Source organism: Zoogloea sp., assembly GCF_041914405.1.
GTDB lineage: Bacteria > Pseudomonadota > Gammaproteobacteria > Burkholderiales > Rhodocyclaceae > Zoogloea.
Map to the genome: position 1 here is coordinate 1 of NZ_JAYSDK010000019.1, position 19,078 is coordinate 19,078.

At 64.8% G+C, this 19,078-nt stretch carries 19 protein-coding genes; 15 read left to right on the top strand and 4 right to left on the bottom strand.

The window, feature by feature from the left end:
- Both ccoN and ACE3RX_RS12640 read right to left on the bottom strand, forming a co-directional pair.
- On the bottom strand, window positions 1–1,016 hold a 1,016-nt coding region (gene ccoN / locus ACE3RX_RS12635; RefSeq protein WP_374484023.1), incomplete at its 3' end, for a cytochrome-c oxidase, cbb3-type subunit I.
- Between the two features lie 6 nt (window positions 1,017–1,022).
- A complete protein-coding gene (locus tag ACE3RX_RS12640; protein WP_374484027.1) occupies window positions 1,023–1,478 on the bottom strand; it encodes a hypothetical protein in 456 nt (151 codons plus the stop codon).
- 94 nt (window positions 1,479–1,572) lie between these two features.
- Between ACE3RX_RS12640 and ACE3RX_RS12645 the strand changes: the two genes are divergently transcribed.
- The 6 genes from ACE3RX_RS12645 (at window position 1,573) to ACE3RX_RS12670 (ending at window position 8,721) form a co-directional block, all read left to right on the top strand.
- Window positions 1,573–1,848 (top strand): RnfH family protein, encoded by a 276-nt coding sequence (locus tag ACE3RX_RS12645; RefSeq protein ID WP_374484029.1) that lies wholly within the window; start codon window positions 1,573–1,575, stop codon window positions 1,846–1,848.
- Window positions 1,849–2,076: 228 nt separating this feature from the next.
- Window positions 2,077–3,051 carry a hypothetical protein gene (locus tag ACE3RX_RS12650; protein ID WP_374484033.1) on the top strand — a complete coding sequence of 325 codons (975 nt, stop codon included), beginning with the start codon at window positions 2,077–2,079 and terminating at the stop codon, window positions 3,049–3,051.
- 374 nt (window positions 3,052–3,425) lie between these two features.
- Window positions 3,426–5,015, top strand: a complete 1,590-nt coding sequence (gene nifL / locus ACE3RX_RS12655; RefSeq protein WP_374484036.1) for a nitrogen fixation negative regulator NifL — start codon at window positions 3,426–3,428, stop codon at window positions 5,013–5,015.
- A 33-nt stretch (window positions 5,016–5,048) separates the two neighbouring features.
- Window positions 5,049–6,617 (top strand): nif-specific transcriptional activator NifA, encoded by a 1,569-nt coding sequence (gene nifA, locus ACE3RX_RS12660; protein ID WP_374484039.1) that lies wholly within the window; start codon window positions 5,049–5,051, stop codon window positions 6,615–6,617.
- A gap of 174 nt (window positions 6,618–6,791) precedes the next feature.
- Complete coding sequence (locus ACE3RX_RS12665; RefSeq protein WP_374484042.1) at window positions 6,792–7,643, top strand: ChaN family lipoprotein; 852 nt, start codon at window positions 6,792–6,794, stop codon at window positions 7,641–7,643.
- Between the two features lie 139 nt (window positions 7,644–7,782).
- Window positions 7,783–8,721 carry a Tim44 domain-containing protein gene (locus ACE3RX_RS12670; RefSeq protein ID WP_374484045.1) on the top strand — a complete coding sequence of 313 codons (939 nt, stop codon included), beginning with the start codon at window positions 7,783–7,785 and terminating at the stop codon, window positions 8,719–8,721.
- A gap of 79 nt (window positions 8,722–8,800) precedes the next feature.
- Here ACE3RX_RS12670 and nhaR read toward each other — a convergent pair whose 3' ends face one another.
- Complete coding sequence (nhaR, locus tag ACE3RX_RS12675; RefSeq protein ID WP_374484049.1) at window positions 8,801–9,730, bottom strand: transcriptional activator NhaR; 930 nt, start codon at window positions 9,728–9,730, stop codon at window positions 8,801–8,803.
- A gap of 120 nt (window positions 9,731–9,850) precedes the next feature.
- Here nhaR and ACE3RX_RS12680 point away from each other — a divergent pair, with 120 nt between their 5' ends.
- The 9 genes from ACE3RX_RS12680 (at window position 9,851) to ACE3RX_RS12720 (ending at window position 17,640) form a co-directional block, all read left to right on the top strand.
- Window positions 9,851–10,204 (top strand): HPF/RaiA family ribosome-associated protein, encoded by a 354-nt coding sequence (locus ACE3RX_RS12680; RefSeq protein WP_374484052.1) that lies wholly within the window; start codon window positions 9,851–9,853, stop codon window positions 10,202–10,204.
- 224 nt (window positions 10,205–10,428) lie between these two features.
- A complete protein-coding gene (nifB, locus tag ACE3RX_RS12685; protein ID WP_374484055.1) occupies window positions 10,429–11,946 on the top strand; it encodes a nitrogenase cofactor biosynthesis protein NifB in 1,518 nt (505 codons plus the stop codon).
- A 101-nt stretch (window positions 11,947–12,047) separates the two neighbouring features.
- Window positions 12,048–12,347, top strand: coding sequence for a 4Fe-4S binding protein (locus ACE3RX_RS12690; RefSeq protein WP_374484057.1), 300 nt, complete (start codon window positions 12,048–12,050; stop codon window positions 12,345–12,347).
- A gap of 12 nt (window positions 12,348–12,359) precedes the next feature.
- On the top strand, window positions 12,360–12,797 hold the full coding sequence (locus ACE3RX_RS12695; RefSeq protein WP_374484059.1) for an ArsC/Spx/MgsR family protein: 438 nt from the start codon (window positions 12,360–12,362) through the stop codon (window positions 12,795–12,797).
- Window positions 12,794–14,086 carry an FprA family A-type flavoprotein gene (locus ACE3RX_RS12700; protein ID WP_374484062.1) on the top strand — a complete coding sequence of 431 codons (1,293 nt, stop codon included), beginning with the start codon at window positions 12,794–12,796 and terminating at the stop codon, window positions 14,084–14,086. Before ACE3RX_RS12695 ends, ACE3RX_RS12700 begins: the two co-directional genes overlap by 4 nt.
- A gap of 44 nt (window positions 14,087–14,130) precedes the next feature.
- Window positions 14,131–14,418, top strand: a complete 288-nt coding sequence (locus ACE3RX_RS12705) for a 2Fe-2S iron-sulfur cluster-binding protein (RefSeq protein WP_374484064.1) — start codon at window positions 14,131–14,133, stop codon at window positions 14,416–14,418.
- Window positions 14,419–14,522: 104 nt separating this feature from the next.
- Entirely contained in the window at window positions 14,523–14,882 is a 360-nt protein-coding gene (locus ACE3RX_RS12710; protein WP_374484066.1) for a 2Fe-2S iron-sulfur cluster-binding protein, read from the top strand.
- Window positions 14,883–14,910: 28 nt separating this feature from the next.
- Window positions 14,911–15,822, top strand: coding sequence for an ADP-ribosyl-[dinitrogen reductase] hydrolase (draG, locus tag ACE3RX_RS12715; protein WP_374484069.1), 912 nt, complete (start codon window positions 14,911–14,913; stop codon window positions 15,820–15,822).
- 213 nt (window positions 15,823–16,035) lie between these two features.
- Window positions 16,036–17,640 carry an NAD(P)/FAD-dependent oxidoreductase gene (locus ACE3RX_RS12720; RefSeq protein WP_374484270.1) on the top strand — a complete coding sequence of 535 codons (1,605 nt, stop codon included), beginning with the start codon at window positions 16,036–16,038 and terminating at the stop codon, window positions 17,638–17,640.
- A gap of 44 nt (window positions 17,641–17,684) precedes the next feature.
- On the opposite strand, the gene ACE3RX_RS12725 is transcribed toward ACE3RX_RS12720, so the two are convergent.
- Window positions 17,685–19,043, bottom strand: a complete 1,359-nt coding sequence (locus tag ACE3RX_RS12725) for a porin (RefSeq protein ID WP_374484073.1) — start codon at window positions 19,041–19,043, stop codon at window positions 17,685–17,687.
- Window positions 19,044–19,078 lie beyond the last annotated feature (35 nt).

Below are 19,078 nucleotides of genomic sequence, written 5' to 3' on the forward strand. Positions count from 1 at the left end.
ACGGTCCAGTCGGTGTAGTGGGACAGCGCATTGACCGTCTTGATGGACATCATCGGGCCTTCAAACGTAGACATACCGTAGAAGGACAGCGAAGTGATCAGGAACTTCAGGATCGGGTCGGTACGCAGCTTATGCCAGGCGCCAGAAAGGGTCATGATCCCGTTGATCATGCCGCCCCAGGACGGAGCCAGCAGGATCAGGGAGAAAACCATACCAACGGACTGGGTCCAATCGGGAAGCGCAGTGAAGTGCAGATGGTGCGGGCCCGCCCACATGTAGGTGAAGATCAGCGCCCAGAAGTGCACCACCGACAGGCGGTAGGAGTAAACCGGACGACCGGCCTGCTTCGGCACGAAGTAGTACATCATGCCCAGGAAGCCGGCGGTGAGGAAGAAGCCCACCGCATTGTGACCGTACCACCACTGGATCATCGCATCCTGAACACCAGCATAGGCGGAATAGGACTTGGTCAGGGAAACCGGCACTTCAGCGCTGTTGACCAGATGCAGCAAGGCAACGGTCAGGATGAAGGCGCCATAGAACCAGTTCGCCACGTAAATATGCGTGGTCTTGCGGGTAGCGATGGTGCCGAAGAAAACGATCGCGTAGGAAACCCACACGACAGTGATCAGGATGTCGATCGGCCACTCCAGTTCGGCGTATTCCTTGCCGGAGGTGAAACCCAGCGGGAGCGAAATCGCAGCCAGCAGGATGACCAGTTGCCAGCCCCAGAAAGTGAAGGCAGCAAGGCCCGGGGCAAACAAGCGGGTGTGGCAGGTACGCTGCACACAGTAGTACGACGTTGCAAAGAGAGCACAGCCACCAAACGCAAAGATCACCGCGTTGGTGTGGAGCGGGCGAAGCCGTCCAAAGTGCAGCCATTCGGCAACGTTCAATTCGGGCCACACGAGCTGTGCTGCGACGATAACGCCGACCAGCATGCCCACGATGCCCCATACCACCGTCATGATGGCGAACTGCCGCACGACTTTATAGTTGTAAGTCTGCGATTGCATTGTGAGTCACCTCATCAAAAGAAAACAAAACCCCCCTGACTGCACACCGGGCGGACCGGCGGCAGGCTTCGCGGAAGGATACGCCGCGATAAGGGCGACATTTTGACACAGATCAACTTTATTGCGCCGCAAGAAGGCCCGCCCGCCGGGGCGATCCGAGGCCTTTGTCCGTTCGCTACGGATGCGCAAACACGGCTTATGCATGGATAAACGAAGCACTTCAATTACGCTTGCATACAACAGACCGCAATACCGGCCCCCGCTGTCGTATTCCCGACAATTGTCGGAAATCGCCGCAGAAAAATCAGCCATCTCGTACAACAAACATTTGATTTTTATTGAAATAAATCTTTCGAGCAGCTGGCACAGGACATGCTGTGCCATTGACAAGCCGGTCGAGCGATATTGCCGCACCCCACCTACCTCCCAGCATTGCGGGTCACTGCGGCGCGCTTCACACAATTAGTCGAGTCCTGGTCAGCTCAGCTTGCGGCACAACACCGAACCGCAATCGGCCACCCAGCCCAGGGCCCGAGCACATCAGGAGTTCTAAACCATGCAAGTTGGCGTTGCTTATTCCGAGCCGTCCCAGCAGGTCTGGCTGACCATCGAGGTGCCCGATGGCGCTTCCGCCCGCGATGCCATCGAAGCCTCGGGCATCCTCAAGCAGTTCCCTCATATCGACCTGGACAGCCAGAAAGTCGGCGTATTCGGGAAACTGGTCAAACTGGAAGCCCCGCTCAAGCCTGGCGACCGCGTGGAAATCTATCGCGGGATCATTTGTGACCCCCAGACCGTTCCCCGTCGTCAGTTGGACGACGACGACGATTGACCCCGCGTCAATCTTTGCCATATCACGTTGCGGTCTAGGCTGAGAGCAGCCCCACACGGTCGATCGCCAGGCCATTCTCTGCGCCCGGCTCGCCCCTGAACCCAGGATTTGTCACCTCGCGCGCTCCTTCCATCGCGCCAGCCCCAACCTGCCCGGTAGGCAGGGGCCTCGAAGGCGAGCCCAATTCAAATTTCCTCATGTCACAGCAAGAATAGAAGGAGCACGCCCATGAATGCGAACCCGAGCTGGACCGAGCGCGCCAAGGCTCTCGAAGCGTCGGTGATTGAAGTCAGCACCCTTGTCCCCGTTTCTGCTGGCCCCGGCATCCTTGCCAAGGAGCTGGCCCGCCATCTTCCGGAACTCCACTTCCGCCGAACCCTCTGCCGCGGTGGCTGGTATCGTCTCGGCGGCGTCTTTGCCGCAGATGGGTCGCGCATCTCGGATGACCTGGAAAGCTGGGCAGAAATGACCTTGGCGGCTTGCGAAGGGGATTTCGACGCGCTGCGCGACGAATACGCAGGCAAGGGGCTGATCGCAACCCGGCGCGTGGGGCGTACCCATTATTTCGTGGCATCCACGGGCGAGAAATCCACCGACTTCCTGCAGTTGGAGATCGAAGACCTGCAGGAGACGCAGGCCCACACCCTGTTCGGACAGACACCCGCCCCCAGCGGAATCGATGAACTTATCGATCCGGATCTCGGCCACCATAATGGTCAGCCCATCGGACTGCCCTACTACACTTTCCGGCGTCTCACCCACATCGGCGACCTGCTGGCCCGCCTGCGCCAGCAGACGCCCGAGGCACAACCCATCCATCGCTTCACCGACGACTGGAGCGAATCCAGCGCCGGGCATGCGACCGCCTTCAGCAACCAGTGGGTCATCGCAGTTCGCGAACACCTCGATCGCTTCCAGCAGAGCGTCATCCGCGCCCAGCCGGTCCCTGCAATCGACGGCGAACCGCCAGCTTTCTGGGCCCGCGAGGGAACCCGAGAGCTGGCCCTCCACGACGCACTGGTGTCCTTCGACCGGGCTGCTGGCTATCCCTTCGCTTGGTACTTCCACATGCTGACGACCAAAGCCGTGCCGCACTGGGTGGCGCGCGTCGTGATGGAAGATGCCAATGCGGGTTTCGCCTACCTGCCCCGCCGGGATGAGGAAATCGTGCGCCGCTGGCTGCACTCGCCTTACGCACTGTGATAGGGCGGTGGGCTGGACGCAGGATCCTGCCGGGGAGCAATGCACCAGCATGGGGCTACGCTCCCCGGAGCGAGAAGGCGCCGCGGCAGATGCGGTGCAAAACCAGCCCGCCCCATCCGAAAAATCCATATCTTTGATTCACAAAAAGAAACAAAGCGTACTCAGAAGTGGCTGGGGGCTGCGTCGCGGGAAAGGCCCGGTCCTTGCTTAATAGGCTCATCACCCACCATCGGTCCCCGCCGATAGGGACCACAGTCAAATCCGCCCCTCTTGTGGGCACTGTTCAGAGTCGAGGTTTCGCGATGTCAGAGGTCACCAACGGCCGACCCCGTCCGAACGGGGATGTAAATGGCCAGCCGCCGACAGCCGTGCGCGTGGAAGCACTTAGGGCGGCCCTCGCCAAGGCCCTCGAAAATGCGTCGAGCAATGACGACCTCGTGAGCGAGATCGCCGCAGCGCAGGCGTTCCCCAGTCGTATCTGGCTATTTCTGGAGGCCGTCGAACAAGCCCCGATCGCCATTTCGATCACCGACCCGCAGGCGCGCATTCTGTACGCCAACCCGGCCTTCGAGGGTGTCACCGGCTACGCACCAAACGAAGTCCTGGGACTCAACGAGTCGATCCTGTCTTACAAGACAACCCCGCGCTCGGTCTACGAGACGCTGTGGAAATCCCTGCACGACAAGAAGACCTGGAACGGCACCCTCGTCAATCGGCGCAAGGACGGCTCCCGCTACATTGCCGAATTGACCATCACCCCGATCCTGGACTCGAAGGGTGAGACCGCCTACTGCCTCGGCATGCACCGGGACGTCACCGCGCTGCACGCCCTCAAGCAGAAGGTCCAGAACCAGAAAGCGCTGATCGAGTCCGTCATCGATGTGGCACCGATCTCCATCGCGCTGCTGGACGACCAGCAGCAGGTCGTGCTGGACAACCACGAATACAAAAAGCTGACCGATGACCTCGGCGTAACCGACCCCGCGAAGCAGGTTCTCGCGGAACTGCGCAATACCATCGGTCTGGCCTTCGAGCCACCCAAGCTCGGCGGGCGCAACTTCGTCGACGAGGAAATCTGCGTCCATCCGGCTTCCGGCAAGGCCGCCCGCTGGTTCTCCTGCTCCGGCTCCTGGTTCGAACAACAGGATGCCAAGGCCGACTCCTTTTTCGACCCTCAGGCCCGCGCCTACCTGATGCTCCTCATCAAGGACATCACCGCCGCCAAGCGCCAGCGCGAGATGGAGCGCATCGGCGCGATCCGCGCCACGATGGCTGAGGCCGAACTGGTTCAGAGCCTGCGCGAGACCCTGTCCGGCGCGGTCTACCAGCTGCGCGGCCCGCTGAACATGATCCGCGCCGCCGCCAACATGCTCGACCGCCGCGGCACCCAGATCGACACAGCGATGCTGAAGAACGCCCTCAAGGAAGCCCTCACCGCCGGCGAGGCCGCACTGGGCACCTTCGAGGCCTCGATGCCGGAAGCCCCCCAGGAGGCTACCGCACCAGTCAATCTCAACGACATCCTGCGCGACGTACTGATGCTGCTGACCGAGCGCCTGCTCGCTGCCGGCATCACCGTCGCCTGGCAGCCAACTTCTCGCCTCAGCCATTTCCATGGCCGGGCCAACATGCTGCGCAGCATGTTCAAGGAGATCGTCGAGAATGCCATCGAGGCGATGAATGAACGCGGCCGCAATGTCAGGGAACTCAAGGTCCGCACCGAAGAAAAGGACGGGCGGATCGTCGCCGTCATCGAGGATACCGGCCCGGGCATCTCGCAGGAACTGCGGCACAAGGTGTACGAACCTTTCTTCACCACCAAGCGCCCTCTCTCCCATTCCGTCGGAATGGGCCTGGCGATCGCCCAGGACGTGGTCACGCGCCACGAAGGCACCATTGACATCGACCCAGACTACACCGGCGGATGCCGTTTCATCATCGGTTTCCCTCCATCGGGAAACTGAGCCAATGCACGCCATTGAATGGACCCGACGCCCGTGAGCGAAAATCTGATCCAGGCCCCTGGCGCTCTTCTTGAAGCAGAGCTGGATACGCTGTTCAGCGTCAGCCAGATCCTGTCCCGCTCCCTCGATTTGCAGGACACCCTCAAGGAAGTGCTCCAGGTCATCGGCGAAGGCTGCGGCCTGCGCCTGGGCCTCGTCGCCCTCCTCAGCGACGAAACCGGCAACGAACTCTTCATCAGCGCAGCCCACGGCCTCGACGTGGAGGCCGCCGGCCACATTCGCTATTCCCGCGGCGAGGGCATCCTCGGCCTGGTGCTGGAACGCGGCCGCAGCGTGATCCTCGATGAAGTCGCCCGCGAACGGCGCTTCCTCGACCGCCTCGGCGCCTACGCCCCCGACAAGCCCTTCATCGCCGTACCGATCCGCATCGGCTCCGAACTGGTCGGCGTCCTGGCCAGCCAGCCCGACACCTCTGACGACGGCCTCCTCGACGAACGCGCCCACTTCCAGGAGATGGTCGCCAACCTGATCGCCCAGAGCGTTCGCCTGGCCCGCCAGGTCGCCAAGGAAAAGCGCGACCTGGTGGACGAGCGTGACGACCTACGCCGGGCAGTACGCGGCCAGTACGGGTTTTCGTCCATCGTCGGGCGCTCCGAGCCGATGAAGCGGGTCTTCGACCAGCTCCGGCAGGTCGCCAAGTGGAACACCACGGTCTTGATCCGTGGCGAGACCGGCACCGGCAAGGAACTGATTGCCAGCGCCATCCACTACAACTCGCCGCGCTCGGCCAGCCCCTTCGTCAAGCTCAACTGCGCGGCGCTGCCCGAAAATCTGCTCGAATCCGAACTCTTCGGCCACGAGAAAGGTGCCTTTACAGGCGCGGTCTCCCAGCGCAAGGGGCGCTTCGAGCAGGCCGACGGTGGCACTCTCTTCCTCGACGAGATCGGAGAAGTCTCTGCCGCGTTCCAGGCCAAGCTGCTGCGCATCCTGCAGGAAGGCGAACTCGAACGCGTTGGCGGCAGCCGCACGCTGAAGGTGGACGTCCGCGTCATCGCCGCCACCCACCGCGACCTGGAAATGGCCGTCGAGGAAGGCAAGTTCCGCGAGGACTTGTACTACCGCCTCAACGTCATGCCGATCTACGTGCCACCACTGCGCGACCGCATCGAGGACATCCCGGAGATCGCCAACTTCCTGGTCACCAAGATCGCCAAGTTGCAGGGCCGCGAACTGGGCATCACCGACAGCGCGCTGCGCCTGCTGACCCAGCACATGTGGCCGGGTAATGTGCGCGAACTGGAAAACTGTCTGGAGCGGGCCGCCGTCATGTGCGAAGGCAGCCACATCGACCGCGATCTGGTCCTGCTGTCCGGCATCGAGGAACGGTTGCAGCCCCCGCGGCCTCGTGCCCCCAGCGCTGCTACCGCTCCGATCAGCAGCGTGGACCTGAACGACGAGAACATGGACGAACGGGAGCGCGTCATTGCCGCGCTGGAGCAGGCCGGCTGGGTCCAGGCCAAAGCCGCGCGCCTGCTGGGCATGACTCCACGGCAGATCGCCTACCGCATCCAGACCCTCAACATCACGGTCAGGCAGATCTGAACGCACCGCCTCACCAGCGACGATCCGGCCGGCCTGGCAATCGCTCCGGGCCGGCCGGATCCTGCTTCTACGTCACAATGGTTCGCGCTGAACTCCCAGGCACCATCGACGTCAACAGGCCTCCCGGTGACTTCAACCGACCGGAGAGCCAACGCCCGAGCCATGAAACAGCACTTGAGCGCCCTTCTGGGGGGCCTGATCCTTCACGTTGCCGCCCAGGCTGCCGCACCTGACGGCGAACGCATCGTTGATACCCGGACGGGGCAATCGCTTAGCCAACCCGAACTGCTCAACCGCCTCCGCCAAGCGGATTTTCTGCTCCTTGGCGAGATCCACGACAGCCCACATCACCATCGCTTGCGCGCCGAGCTGATCACCGCCCTGGGCGTACGGAGCGTGGTGGCCGAGCACCTGGACAGGGGGCGGCGTCTCGACGCCGGCCCCGTCGAACACATCCAGACAGCCCTGGAAGCCGCCGGCTTCGACGCCACAGCCTGGCAATGGCCAACGCACAAACCCCTGTTCGGCGGACTGGCGCAAGCCGGCATCGGCGTCATCGGCGCCAACCTTTCCCGCGAACACACCCGCAACGCGGTGCGCAGCGGCATCGATGCCCTGCCGCCTGACCTTGCCGCCACGCTCGCCGCCAGCCCGCTGTCCGAGGCCGCCATGCAGGCGCTGGACGCCGACCTGGTGGACAGCCACTGCGGCCAGTTGCCGTCCAACCGGGTGCCCGCCATGCGCCTCGCGCAGCGCGCCCGTGACAGCGCCATGGCCACCGAACTGACACGCGTCGCCGAACATCCGGCCATCCTGGTCGCCGGCAATGGTCATGTGCGCAGCGACTATGGCGTGCCACAGTTGCTGGCCCGCCTCAAGCCCGACGCCCGGATCGTCAGCATCGCCTTCGAGGAAACCGGCGACGAACCGGACGCAAACCGCTCGACCCGCCCCTATTCCTACATCTGGTACACCGCCCCAACGCCACGGACCGATCCATGTACAAACTTCAGCGGCAAACGCTGATGCAGACAACGCTCACGTCCTCGAAAAAGCAGGCTTCATTCAATTTTTTCCGAAGATTTACTACAGGCAATTCTGATTTTATTTAATTTCAAGTGGCGCTATTGTTGACCTGTCGCTACCCCAATCACAGGAGACATGCATGAAATCCTTTGCCCTGATGAGCGCCGCCCTGGCGCTGGGCCTAACCCTCGTAACCGGCGATGCAGACGCCGCCAAGCGCTTTGGTGGCGGCAAGTCTTCGGGCATGCAGCGCCAGGAACTCAGCCAGCCCAAGTCCCCTAACGCCACGCCGGCGACCCCGGCCCAGGCGCCGGGTGCTGCCGCTGCGCCCCACACCCAGCAGGCCGCCGGCGCCGCTGCCGCCGCCGCTACGCCCAAGCGTTCGTGGATGGGTCCGCTGGCCGGTCTGGCCGCCGGTATCGGTCTGGCCGCCCTGGCGTCCCATTTCGGTTTCGGTGAGGAACTCGCCTCGATGATGACGATGGCCCTGATCGCCTTTGCCGCCATCGCGCTGATCGGCTTCTTCATGCGCCGCCGCGCGGTCGCCCAGCAGCCGGCGCTGGCAGGTGCAGGTGCAAGCCCGATGCAGTATTCCGGCGCGCCCCAGTCCTACGGCAACAACAGCAGCAACGCGACGCCCGCTTTCGGTGGCGGCAGCGCGGCAGCCGCTGCGGCTCCTGCCGCCGCGATGCCGGCCCGTAACATCCCGGCCGACTTCGACGCCGAAGGCTTCGTGCGCCACGCCAAGATGAACTTCATCCGCCTGCAGGCCGCCAACGATGCGCGCAACCTTGAGGACGTTCGGGAGTACACCACCCCGGAGATGTTTGCCGAGATCAAGATGAACTGGATGGAGGAACCGGCCACCGCACAGAAGACCGACGTGGTCTCCCTCAATGCGGAAGTCATCGACGTCGCCGAGGAGGCCGAGCGCTACATCGTCACCGTGCGCTTCACCGGACTGCTGCGGGAGGATCCGAACGCCGCGCCGGAAGGCATCGACGAACTGTGGCACCTCACCAAGCCGCGCAGCGGCAATGGTGGCTGGCTGCTCGCCGGCATCCAGCAGAACGGCTGATTGCTCCTCGAATAGCAAGCCCCAACCGACCACTAGCCTCGCCCTGCCCGCGGCCCTCCGGCCCAGGCAGGGCTTTTTTTCAGCCTGGTTCTCCCTGGGTCACGAACCCACCGCTCCCCATCGCCTCCAGCCCGGCCTTGGCTGCATCCGAGATGGCCAGCACACAAGGATGCGTAAGACGCCGTTCGACCGAGATCGCGTAGTACTCGATACGCACCTCCTCCGCCCGCCCCAGCACCAGCAAGTCTCCAGTCCCGAGGATCTCCTGCTCGATCGCCGTCGGCACCACGAAGGCCCCGACACCGGCGCGGCCGAAAGCCGTCATCAGTGCCGTGTCGTCGAACTCGCCGACGATGCGCGGCCTGAGCCGCTTACGATCCAGCCAGTCCTCAAACTTGCGGCGGATCGCCGAATCCTCACCAGGCAGCAGGGTAGGCAGGTTCCCCATGCAGGCCGGAAACTCGGGAAGCTGCTCGCCGAGCAGGGAACGTGCGGCGATGAAGCTCAAACCCGACTCCCCAAGGCGGTGGTTATAAGCCCGCACATCGACGCTGGGTGGAATCGGCGAATCGGCGATCACCAGATCCAGCTTGTGCACCGCCAACTCGGTCAACAGCCGGTCCAGACGCCACTCCCGGCAGATGATGCGCACCGGATCGGCGGGATCCACCGCCGGCCGCAGCAGGCGATAGGCGATCGATTTGGGCACTGCGTCCGAGACGCCGACCCGGAACTCCACCGGCCGCCCCTTCGGATAGTGGCGCAGCGCCTGCTCAAGTTCAGCGCTCAGCGAGAACATCTCGTCGGCGTACTCCATCGCCATCCGCCCGGCCGGCGTCAGCTCCAGGCTCCGCCCGTCGCGGGTGAACAATTGGGTGTCCAGGCTGTCTTCCAGCAGGCGGATCTGGCCGCTGATGGTCTGCGGCGTGACATGCAGCGCCTCGCCGGCTTTGACCACGCCGCCGCTACGCGCGGTCTTCCAGAAATAGAACAGATGCTTGAGATTCACGGGGCCACCGCAGCATTTGTAAAGATTCGAATATATCGAAACAAAGCTTCGATTAATACGTCTTTACCTGATTCATTGATACCCATACAGTGGACTCTCCGAAACGCAAAGGAGATAAGAATGGAAGTCCAGATCAAGGCCAAGGGCCTGCCTGCTGCCAAGACCCTGCGTACCCATGCCGCACGGCGCATCCAGGGCGCCCTTGGCCGCTTCGGCCACGTCGTCCAGTCCGTCAGCGTGCGCCTGTCGGACATCAACGGTCCCCGTGGCGGTGGCGCCGACAAGTTGTGCCGCATCGTCATCCAGATGAAGAACCGCTCCCTCGTGATGGAAGAGCTCGGCGACGATATGCGCCGCGTCATCGACCGCATCGCCGAGCGCGTCCAGTACAACGTCAGCCGCCAGATCGAGAAGCTCGCCGCCATCAACCGCAAACTGATGCCGGAACCCGCGCTGGTGCCGATCCGCGCGTGATGCCGGATTGTCCCTGATTGCGAAAATCCGCGGCCTCCCGGCCGCGGTTTCGTTTGTAGCTGTCGCATTCCTCACGCTGCGCGGCGCTCGCCCTGTGACATTCACTACAGGCACGCCCCACGGGGAGACGACATTCATTAAATTTCAAACACTTAAGCACACGCCACGAGCTGGTACGCGGCTTGCAATTCCACACCCACAAACGAACCGAGTGGGGACCAACCATGGAACTGCCAGTGATCAGCAATACCGCCGAATCCGGCGGCGGCGGGTGTAGTTCGCATTCCTGCGGGTCGACCGCGGACCAGCTCAATCAGATCCCGGACGAAATCCTGCAGAAGGTGTTCAACCACCCCTGCTATTCGGAAGACGCCCACCATCACTTCGCGCGGATGCACGTGGCCGTCGCCCCGGCGTGCAACATCCAGTGCCACTACTGCAACCGCAAGTACGACTGCGCCAACGAGTCACGTCCCGGCGTGGTGTCGGAACTGCTGACCCCCGACCAGGCAGCCAAGAAGACTCTCGTCGTGGCATCGGAGATCCCGCAGATGAGCGTGCTGGGCATCGCGGGGCCGGGAGACCCCTTGGCCAACCCCGAGCGTACCTTCGCGACCTTCCAGATGCTCAGCGAACACGCTCCGGACATCAAGCTGTGCGTATCGACCAATGGTCTGATGCTGCCGCAGTCGGTGGACGAGATCGCCAAACACAACATCGACCACGTGACGATCACCATCAACTGCGTCGATCCCGACGTAGGCGCCAAGATCTATCCGTGGATTTTCTGGAACAACAAGCGCATCAAGGGCCGCGAAGGCGCCGCGATCCTCATCGAGCAGCAGCAGAAGGGCCTTGAGGCATGTATCGCCAAGGGCATCCTGGTCAAGGTGAACTCGGTGATGATCCCCGGCGTCAATGACGAGCACCTGAAGGAAGTCAGCCGCGTCGTGAAGTCCAAGGGTGCCTTCCTGCACAACGTGATGCCGCTGATCGCCGAGGCCGAGCACGGCACCTTCTACGGCCTGACCGGCCAGCGCGGCCCCACTCAGGACGAACTGCAGGCCCTGCAGGACGCCTGTGCCGGCGACATGAACATGATGCGCCACTGCCGCCAGTGCCGTGCCGACGCCGTCGGCCTGCTCGGCGAGGACCGCGGTGCGGAGTTCACGCTCGACAAGATCGCCGAGTACGAGCTCGATCTGGAAGGTGCAGCGGCCCGCCGCGCCGAAGTCCGCGACCGCATCGCCGCCGAGCTGGAAGAAAAGCGCAACGCCAAGGCTGCCGCACCGGCACCGAAGCTGGTCGCCCTCGACATGAGCGGCCTCGCCACCAAGGAAGCCCTGCGGCCGGTCAAGATGGCCGTGGCCACCAGCGGCGGCGGGGTGATCAACCAGCACTTCGGGCACGCCAAGGAGTTCCTGGTCTACGAGGCCTCCGAGAAGGGCGTGCGCTTCCTCGGCCACCGCAAGACCGACCTCTACTGCAGCGGCGGCGACACCTGCGGCGACGCGGACACCACCCTGCAGCAGACCGTCAAGACGCTGGAAGGCTGCGAAGTGGTGCTGTGCTCGAAGATCGGTTACGAGCCCTGGGGCCTGCTGGAAGAAGCCGGCATCGCGCCGAACGGAGAGCACGCCATGGAAGGCATCGAGGACGCGGTGATGGCCGTGTATGCCGAGATGGCCGCCGCCGGCAAGCTGGTCGCCCCCGTCGAAGCCCCTGCCCAGTCTGCCGCCTGAGTCTCCAGCCCTGACCCAGGCATGCAGACCGCTCCCGGAGCGCCGTCCGCCAGAGCGGCGCCCCGGGAGCCCCACCCAAGCCCATAACAAGGAGCGCTGCGATGGCACTCGAAATCAACGACCTGTGCGTGAACTGCTGGGCCTGTGAGCCCCTTTGCCCCAACAAGGCGATCTACTCCGCTTCCCCGCACTTCGAGATCGACCCCGACAAGTGCACCGAATGCGCCGGCGACTTCGCGGACGCCCAGTGCGCGGCGATCTGCCCGATCGAAGGCGCCATCGTCGATGAGCTGGGTGATGCCCTCAACCCGCCGGGTTCCCTCACCGGCATCCCGCTGCAACTGCTGATGGAAGCCGCCGGTGCGCTGGAAGGCACCGCTGCCAAGGTGAGCAGCAGCTGACGGGAGCCCGCCATGACGACCATCGAGTTCTTCGAAAAGCCCGGCTGTTCGACGAACACGAAGCAGGTGGCCAGCCTGCGGGCCGCGGGGTGCGAGGTCGCCCCCCGCAGCCTGCTCGCTCACCCGTGGACCGCCGACAGCCTGCTCGCCTTTCTCGCCCCGCACCCGTCGCCGGCCTGGTTCAACCGGGCCGCCCCCAGGGTCAAGTCGGGCGAGATCGACCCCGAGGCCTTGTCCCGTGACGAAGCCCTCGCCGTGCTGCTGGCCGAGCCGCTGCTGATCCGCCGCCCGCTGATCCGTATCGGCGACACCCACCTGCTCGGCTTCGAGCCGGCCGCCATCGCCGCCAGCCTGGGCCGCCCGTCCGAAGGCTTCCTTGCTACACCGCCCGGCGAAGGCTGCAGCCACAAGCCCGACACCCCGCCCTGCGGCAGCGGAGGCCCCGGATGATCTCCGCCCCCGTTCGCCTGCGCCGGCCCGGCGGCGATTTCGATGCCGTCCCGGTGGCGGAGGACGTGCACTGGATCGGCGCCCTCGACCCGACCCTGCGCAGCTTCGACATCATCCTCAAGACCGCCAACGGCACCACCTACAACAGCTACTGCGTGCGCGGCAGCGAGGGCGTGGCGGTCATCGACACGGTGAAGGCGGAATTCGCCGACGAGTTCTTCTCCCGGCTCGAACAGGTGGCCCGCTACGACGAGATCACCACCATCGTCCTCAACCACCTGGAACCCGACCACACCGGCGCGCTGCCCGAACTGCTGCGGCGGGCGCCCCAGGCGCGCCTGTACATTTCCCACCGAGCGCCGCTGATGCTCAAGGGGCTGCTCAAACAGGACGGCGAATCCCTGGACTTCATCACCGTCACCCAGGGCGACAGCGTGTCCCTCGGCGACCGTAGCCTGCGCTTCCTGCACACGCCCTTCCTGCACTGGCCCGACACCCAGTGCACCTACCTCGTCGAGGACGGCATCCTGTTCTCCGGCGACATCTTCGGCTGCCACTTCTGCGACCCGCGCCTGTTCAACGACAAGGTCGGCGACTTCCGCTTCTCCTTCGAGTATTACTACCAGCACATCATGCGGCCCTTCCGGGAGCACGTGCTGGCCGCCCTGCCCCTCGTCGAAGACCTGGCGCTGAACCTCATCTGCCCCGCCCACGGCCCGATCCACCGGGACGCCCCGCGCGGCTACGTGAAGCGCTACCGCCAGCTCGCCGAGAGCCAGCTCGCCAACGAGGCCAGCCAGCGCGACAAGACGCTGGTGATCTTCTACATCTCGGCCTACGGCAACACCGCCGTGATGGCCCAGGCCATCAAGGACGGCGCCGAGACCGTGGACGGCGTGCGGGTATCGGTCTACGACCTGCAGGGCGGCGAAGTCACACCATTCGTGGACCTCATCGAGGAAGCCGACGGTCTCGCCATCGGCTCGCCGACGATCAATGGCGACGCCGTCAAGCCGGTCTGGGATCTGCTCTCCTGCCTCACCCAGGTGCCCCTCAAGGGCAAGCTCGGCGCCGCCTTCGGCTCCTACGGCTGGAGCGGCGAGGCGGTCGGCATGCTCGAAGACCGCCTGCGCGGGCTCAAGCTGCGGGTGCCCTGCCCGGGCATCAAGCTCAAGCTCATCCCCACCGGCGAAGAACTCGCCGACTGCCACGCCTTCGGCCGCAGCCTGGCCCTCCAGCTCACCGGCCAGGTCGCCTTCCGCGTCGTGGACATCGCCGAACTCGCCTGACCTCAACCAATTCCGAAACCACCCATTTCCCGGAGGACATTCCCATGCCCAAGGCACAAGTACTGTTTGAAGACATCGGCGTCGCCGTCACCGTGCCTGCCGGCACCCGCCTGATCGAGGTTTCCGAAAAGGTCGGCGCCGGCATCACCTACGGCTGCCGCGAAGGCGAATGCGGCACCTGCATGATGAAGATCGTCAAGGGCATGGAAAACCTGGCCAATCCCTCCCTGCTCGAGAGCAAGGTGCTGCAGGAACAGATGGCCGGCCGCCAGAACCGCCTGGCCTGCCAGGCCCAGGTGCTGCAGGGCGAAGTCGTCGTCCGGCCGGGCTGAAGCACCTGAAGGAAGACCACCACCAGCGACAGAGAGAATCGTTGTGGAACCCGCGGCCTCCGCCATACCGGCTCCGGCCGCATCACTCAAGTAGGAGGAAAACCATGGCACTCATCACCTTCACCAGCCCGATGCACAAGGACAAGACCGTCTACGCCGTGGCTGGCAGCCACAAAAAGACCGTGCTCGAACTGGCCAAGGAAAACCACGTCCCGATCGACTTCGGCTGTCAGAACGGGGAATGCGGCACCTGCCTGTGCAAGGTCACCAACATTACCAAGGGCGGCCTGGCCCACGCCGGCCCGCTGACCAACAGCGAACGCAAGACCCTGAAGGAGCTCGGCAAACTGTCCGCCGAGGAAGAAGCCAAGATGGACGTGGACGACTTCCCGACCCCGTGGCGCCTGGCCTGCCAGATGATCGTCCGCGACGAGGACGTCACCATCGAATATCCCAGCGCCTGAACGCCGGCGGCCGGTGATGCAAAGCGCCATGTTCGAGCTACATGCCGTGCTGGAGCCACCGGCCGCTGACTTTGGCGCCCGGGCCGAGGCCGCCTATCTGGGCCTTGCCTTGGGCGACGCGCTGGGCGCCACCGTCGAGTTCATGACGCCACGGGAGATCCAGGCCCAGCACGGCTGCCACCGCACGATCCGCGGCGGCGGCTGGCTGAAGCTCAAGCCCGGTTGGGTCACCGATGACACGACCATGGCGCTGGCCCTCGGCGACGCGATCCTGGCCGCCGGCGGCATCGACGCCCACGCCATCGGCGAGGCCTTCGACGCCTGGATGCGCGCCAAGCCGGTGGACATCGGCAACACCGTTCGGCGCGGCATCATCGAATTCCGCCGTACCGGCCGGATCGAAGCACCACCCAGCGAGCACGACGCCGGCAACGGCGCCTGCATGCGCGTGCTGCCAGTCGCCCTGGCGACCCTCGGCCAGCCCGAAGAGACGGTACGCGCCGCCTGCCGCGTGCAGGCCCACCTGACCCACAACAATCCGCTCTCCGACGCCGGCACCGAGACCATCGTGCTGATGATCCAGGACGCACTGCGGGGTGCGAGCCGAGACGAACTGATCCCCCGGCGCCTGGCCCCGCTGCTCGCCGCCTTTCCGCTCTTCGACCCGGCCGGCAAGCGCGAGGAAAACCCGTCCGGCTTCATCAAGGACACCCTGCGTGCGGTCTTCCAGGCCCTGCTCGACACCGACAGCTTCGAGACCTGCCTGATCGACGTGGTCAACCGCGGTGGCGACGCCGACACCACCGGCGCCATCGCCGGCATGCTGGCCGGCGCCCTGTACGGCCCCGCCAGCCTGCCCGAGCCCTGGCTGGCCGTGCTGGCCCCGGACACCCGCAAGACGTGCAAGGCTCAGGCCCGTGCTCTGCTCCCCAACCTGTAGGGGCGATTTCATTCGCCCGCGGACTTCGATCAAGCGACTGTGGGCGAATGAATTCGCCCCTACAGAGCCCAGCCCCACGAGGGACTCGCACCTGCTTGCGCCATTCTTATTCAACGCCCTGCCCCCTACTAACTTGCAGCCCACCCACCGGTAAACAGTAAAATCGCGGCCCGAAAAGCCATCTGCGGGACCAACTACCCCGCCATGACCGCCATGCTGCGAATCTCCGAACTCCGCCTCCCCCTCGACCACCCGGAAGAGGCCCTGCCCGCCGCCATCATCCAGCGCCTGGGCATCTCCGCCGACCAGCTCGTCAGCTTCAAGGTCTTCAAGCGCAGCTACGACGCGCGCAAGAACGTGCGCCTGTGCTTCATCTACATCATCGACCTGGAGGTGAAGAACGAGGCGGCGCTGCTGAAGAAGTTAGCCGACGATCCCCACGTCAAGCCGGCGCCGGACACCGAGTACCACTTCATCGGCAAGGCGCCGCCCAATTTCACGCACCGCCCCATCGTCATCGGCTTCGGCCCCTGCGGCATCTTCGCGGCACTGATCCTGGCCCAAATGGGCTTCAAGCCGATCGTGCTGGAGCGTGGCAAGGCGGTGCGCGAGCGCACTCAGGACACCTGGGGCCTGTGGCGCAAGAACACCCTCAACCCCGAGTCGAACGTGCAGTTCGGCGAAGGCGGCGCCGGCACCTTCTCGGACGGCAAGCTGTACAGCCAGATCAAGGACCCGAAGCACTACGGCCGCAAGGTGCTCACCGAGTTCGTCAAGGCAGGCGCACCGGAAGAAATCCTCTACGTCTCCAAGCCCCACATCGGCACCTTCCGGCTGGTTGGCATGGTGGAAGCCATGCGGGCCGAGATCACCGAGTTGGGCGGAGAGATCCGCTTCCAGCAGCGCGTTACCGACCTCATCGTCGAGGACGGCCAGGTGCGCGGTGTGCGCACCTCCACCGGTGACGAGCTGCGCAGCGACCACGTAGTACTGGCCCTCGGCCACAGCGCCCGCGACACCTTCGAGATGCTCCACGACAAGGGCGTCTTCATGGAGGCCAAGCCCTTCTCGGTGGGCTTCCGCATCGAGCATCCGCAATCGCTGATCGACAAGGCCCGCCTCGGCCCCCACGCCGGCCATCCGCTGCTCGGCGCCGCCGACTACAAGCTGGTGCATCACGCCTCCAACGGCCGCGCGGTGTACAGCTTCTGCATGTGTCCGGGCGGCACCGTGGTGGCCGCCACGTCGGAACCGAACCGCGTCGTCACCAACGGCATGAGCCAGTATTCGCGCAACGAGCGCAACGCCAACGCCGGCATCGTGGTCAGCATCGACCCGAAGGACTACCCCGGCGGCCCGCTGGCCGGCATCGAATTCCAGCGCAAGCTGGAGAGCCACGCCTTCGTGCTCGGCGGTGGCACCTACGAAGCCCCGGCCCAACTGGTCGGCGACTTCCTGCGCGGCAAGGCCTCCACCGCGCTGGGCGGTGTCGAGCCGTCCTACAAGCCCGGTGTGCATCTGTGCGACCTCGCCAGCGCGCTGCCCGACTACGCGATCACCGCGATGCGCGAGGCAATCCCAGCCTTCGACCGGCAGATCCGTGGCTTCAACATGTACGACGCGGTGCTCACCGGCGTCGAGACACGCACCTCGTCGCCGCTGCGCATCACCCGTGGCGAGGACTTGCAGAGTCTCAACACCAAGGGCCTTTACCCGGCCGGTGAAGGCGCCGGCTACGCGGGCGGCATCCTGTCGGCCGGCGTGGACGGCATCCGGGTTGCGGAAGCCGTCGCCGCCAGCTTGCTCCAACAGGGCTGAGCCCGAACGTGGCGGCGGCCCGCGCCGTCGCCACGCAACAGCACTCAGAAGCGGTAGCGACCGCCCAGCATCAACGACTTCGGCGTGAAGTTGGCCGGCAGGTTGGTATCCCCGTCGAAGCCCTGACAGGTGCCACCGGCGCACAAGGAGTTCTTGCCGCCGTTCTTGTTGCTGACCTGGGCGTAATACACGTACAGGTCGGTCTGCTTGTCGAGGGCGTACTCGTAGCCCAGGCCATAGTGGTCCGAATCCCGATCGGTGCTCATGCGGTCGTCCAGATGGCTATACACCGCGCGGAAGGTATGCACGTCGCGGAAAGGCACCGAAGCCCCCAGCCACCACACGCGGCGGTCGAGCTTCTTGCCAACGCCGTCCTGCTTGTCCTCGCCGATCAGGTACTGGGCATAGACCTTGGCCACCTTGAAGTCGTAGGTGGCGGCCAGGTTGCGCGCGGTGCGGCGCACATCCTCCGTGGCCGGCGCGGTCACAGTGCCCTGGCGCAGGAAATTCAGGTAGCCGGCACCGACGAACAGATCGCCATTCTTGTAGGTGAGCGTCGCGCTGCCGCCCTTGCCTTCATCCTTCGGGCCGGTGCTGGTGGTGGAGCCGGTCACGCCGACATTGCTGCGGCTGTTGTTCTCCATCCCCGCCGAATAGGCCACGTTGGCCTGGAAGCCGCCGAACACCGGCGACGCGTAGAACACCCCGTTGTCGAAGCGGCTGGCCGCGGCGCTGGACCACAGGCGGAAAGCCGTCGCCCCGCCGATGGTGAACGGATCCGAGGCGCTGGTGATCGAGTAAATCGGCGCGTAGTCGCGGCCGAAGCGGATGTCGCCGTAGCGCCCGCGCAGGCCGACGAAGGTGTTGCGCGAGAAGATCGCCACGCCGGTGGTGTTGGGCGCCGACGAAGACGCCGCCCCCTGGCCCGGGTTGCTGATGTTGCTGGAGTGGCCGGTGTTCTGCCCGTTGTCGAAGGAAATCCCCGCCTCGAGCTGGAAATAAGCCTGCAGGTCATCGCCGAAGTTGCGCTCGCCCTTGAAGCCCAGCCGGCTGGCCGAGCCCAGGCCGCTCTGCACGCGGACCTTGTGGCCCTGGCCGTAGTCCCCGTATTCGACGCCGGCATCGGCGATACCGTAGATCGTCAGCCCGGACGGCATCGACAGCCCCTTCGAGGCCGGCGCCGGCGCGGCGGCACTCTTCTCGACCTTGGCCACCACCTTGGCGGTCTCGGCCTGCGCTGCACTGGCTGCGGCCAGCTTCTTTTCCAGCTCCTCCAGGCGGCTGCGCTGGGCGGCCAGTTCGGCGCGCAGCTCGTCGGTGACATCAGCCATCGCGGGGGTGGCGGCAGCGGCAAGCGCCATCAGGCTGGCCGTCACGGCCAGGGACGCGGGAGTGTGTCTCATCTCTACCTTCCTTGTTTTATGTGTGGGTCGCCCGC